2 protein-coding genes are annotated in these 2,930 nt (G+C 36.2%); both read right to left on the reverse strand.

Annotation, left to right across the window (positions count from 1 at the left end; all coding sequences use genetic code 11):
• Nucleotides 1-196: 196 nt before the first annotated feature.
• On the reverse strand, nt 197-1,549 hold the full coding sequence (locus tag ACH2BV_RS09485; protein ID WP_395050486.1) for an NAD-dependent succinate-semialdehyde dehydrogenase: 1,353 nt from the start codon (nt 1,547-1,549) through the stop codon (nt 197-199).
• A 100-nt stretch (nt 1,550-1,649) separates the two neighbouring features.
• Nucleotides 1,650-2,930, reverse strand: a 1,281-nt coding sequence (locus ACH2BV_RS09490; protein WP_395050487.1) for an aldehyde dehydrogenase family protein, incomplete at its 5' end; no start/stop codon positions are given.

The following is a 2,930-nucleotide window of genomic DNA, read 5'->3' on the forward strand; positions in this document are numbered from 1 at the left end:
AAATAAGGATAGACAATATCTACGGCTGCAGTGAATTTCGGTTCTGCTTCTTCGGCTGTCACCGTTGTGTCTTTTACTGTTTCTTGTGCAAATGTCAAACTGCTTGTTAAAGCTAATGCGAAAATTAAAATTGCTTTTTTCATGTTTAATTTGGTTTTAGTTGTTAAATTGGTTTTCATTTTTATTGTTAAAGGTATTATTCAATTATAATTGATTTCATATTCATAAATTCTTTCATTCCAATATCAGACAATTCTCTTCCATAGCCCGATTTTTTTATTCCTCCAAAAGGGATTCGAGAATCAGAACGAACTAAGGAATTGATAAAAACATTCCCTGCTTCAATTCTTCTGGCTAACTTATAGGCCTTTTCCCTGTCTTCTGTCCAAATGGCTGAAGCCAATCCATAACGATGATTATTCGCTATTGCAACTGCATCATTTTCGTCTTTAGCTCTAATTATTGTTGCCAATGGTCCAAAAGTTTCTTCCTGAAAAGCAATATTATTTGAGTCTACAAAATCTATAAGTGTCGGTTGGAAATTGCAATTATCTTGCTCTCCTCCCACTAAAATTTTAGCGCCTTGTTGCAATGATTTTTCCAATTGAGAACTCAATGTATTTGCAAATTCCAATTTTGCCAAAGGTCCCATATTGATTCCATTTTGTAATGGATTCCCTTGATTTAAAGCGTTTATTTTTTGGGCAAATAAATAAGCAAATTCATCACCAATTTTTTCTGTAACGATAAATCTTTTGGCACAAATACAAGCCTGACCTGCATTGAGCATTCTCGATTGGGTAGCAATAGTTGCCGCTTTTTCAATATCGGCATCGTCCAAAACTATAAATGCATCAGAACCTCCAAGTTCCATAACCGTTTTTTTGATATGTTTTCCTGCTAATGAAGCCACTGATGAACCCGCCATTTCACTACCAGTCAAGGTAACACCGCTCACAATATCAGAAGCAATAATACTTTCAACCTGACTTAAGCTAATAGTCACTTGCTGAAAAACGCCTTCTGGAAAGCCAGCCTCCAAAAAAGCATTTTCAATAGCTTTTGCGCAACCCTGCACATTTGAAGCGTGTTTCAAAATCGTAACATTTCCCGCCATAACTGCCGGCGCAGCATAACGCAAAACTTGCCAAAAAGGATAATTCCAAGGCATCACGGCAAAAATAGCTCCCGATGGATCATAAACCGACAAACTTTTAAAAGGTGTATCATAATAAACGTCTTTCAACATTTTCTCGGCGTTCTCCGCATAGAAATCACAATTCCCAGCTGATTTTTCAACTTCAGAAACTCCCTCAGACAATATTTTACCCATTTCATTTGTAATCAACAAGCCTAATTCCTCTTTTCTTGCTCGAAGAATATTGGCTAATTTTTTCATTTTATCACTTCTTTCTTGAAAAGTGGTTGTTCTCCAACTTTTATAAGCCTTTTCAGAAAGTTCTATTTTTTGAGCCAATTGTGCATTGGTCAAAATTTCGTGCTCCGCAATTACTGCTTGAGAATATGGATTTATTGATTTGATTGTCATTTATTTAAAATTAAGGTTCTTTTAAATTAAACCATTAAGAAATTAAGTTAATTAAGCTATTGTTTATTTCCGAAACTGCTAACTGCGACTGAACACTTTTTCAATACCACCCCACTGGATCTGTATCTAAATTGATGTTAACTTGTTTCACTTCGAGATAGTTTTCTATTCCGTACAAGCCTAATTCTCTGCCAGTTCCGGACTGTTTGTATCCGCCCCAAGGCATTTCATTGAATGTAGGATGATAGAAATTTACCCACCCAATTCCAGCTCTAATTTTTGGCATTACCCGATGAACCCTTGTAACATCTTGAGTAAATAATCCGTAACCCAAACCGTATTCTGTATCGTTTGCCATTGCAATTGCTTCTTCTTCGGTGGAAAATTTTAGTAAAGCCACAACTGGTCCAAAAATTTCTTCTCTGGCAATTCGCATATTTGGAGTTACATTTGTAAAAATAGTAGGCTCAATAAAAAAACCTTTGCTATCATCCGTATTTCCTCCAAAAGCCAAAGTCGCTTCCCCTTTACCCACTTCGATATACGCTTTTACCTTATCAAAATGGTTTTGAGAAACGATTGGTCCCATTGTATTTTCAGAATTCGAACCATCACCAACTTTAATATTTTTTGCTCTTTCTACAAATTGCTTTACAAACTCATCATAAATAGTATCCTGAATCAAAATTCGAGAACCTGCAGTACAAACTTGCCCACTATTGGCGAAAGCCGCAAACAATCCCCAATCGATAGCCAAATTCATTTTGCAATCATCAAAAATGACAACAGGGTTTTTCCCTCCTAATTCTAAGGTTACTTTTTTAAGATTTTCAGCAGCAATTTTTCCAATATATTTCCCTGTCGAAGTTCCTCCGGTAAAAGCAATTTTATCAATTTTGGTATTACTAATTAAAGCATTTCCAGCAATTGGTCCGTCACCAGTTACAATGTTAATTACACCTTTTGGAATATCTAATTCATCAATCAATTTAGCCAAAAACAAAGCCGTCAATGGCGTCACTTCAGATGGTTTCAAAACTACCGTACTCCCTGCCGCGATTGCTGGCCCAAGTTTCCAGGCACACATTAAAAACGGAAAATTCCAAGGAATAATTTGTGCACAAACACCAATCGCTTCGCGGGTTACATAACTGAAAGAATTACCGGGAACGTTCATTGTTTCACCGTGAATTTTCGTGGCTAATCCTGCGTAAAACTCAAAACAAGAAGCGGCATCATCAATATCAAACTCAGCTTCACGAATTGGTTTTCCATTATTTTCGACTTCTAATTTTACGAAAGTTTCGAAATTTTCTCTAATTTTTCCAGCGATGGAGAATAATATTTTCTGACGATCTTGTGCCGTTTTACTTTTCCATTC

Origin of the sequence: Flavobacterium sp. (genome assembly GCF_043780635.1) — a bacterium.
Taxonomy (GTDB): Bacteria; Bacteroidota; Bacteroidia; order Flavobacteriales; family Flavobacteriaceae; genus Flavobacterium.

Bases quoted from the DNA above. Each gene is read 5' to 3' on its own strand.
- ACH2BV_RS09485 (WP_395050486.1), bottom strand. From the start codon at position 1,549: ATGACAATCAAATCAATAAATCCATATTCTCAAGCAGTAATTGCGGAG.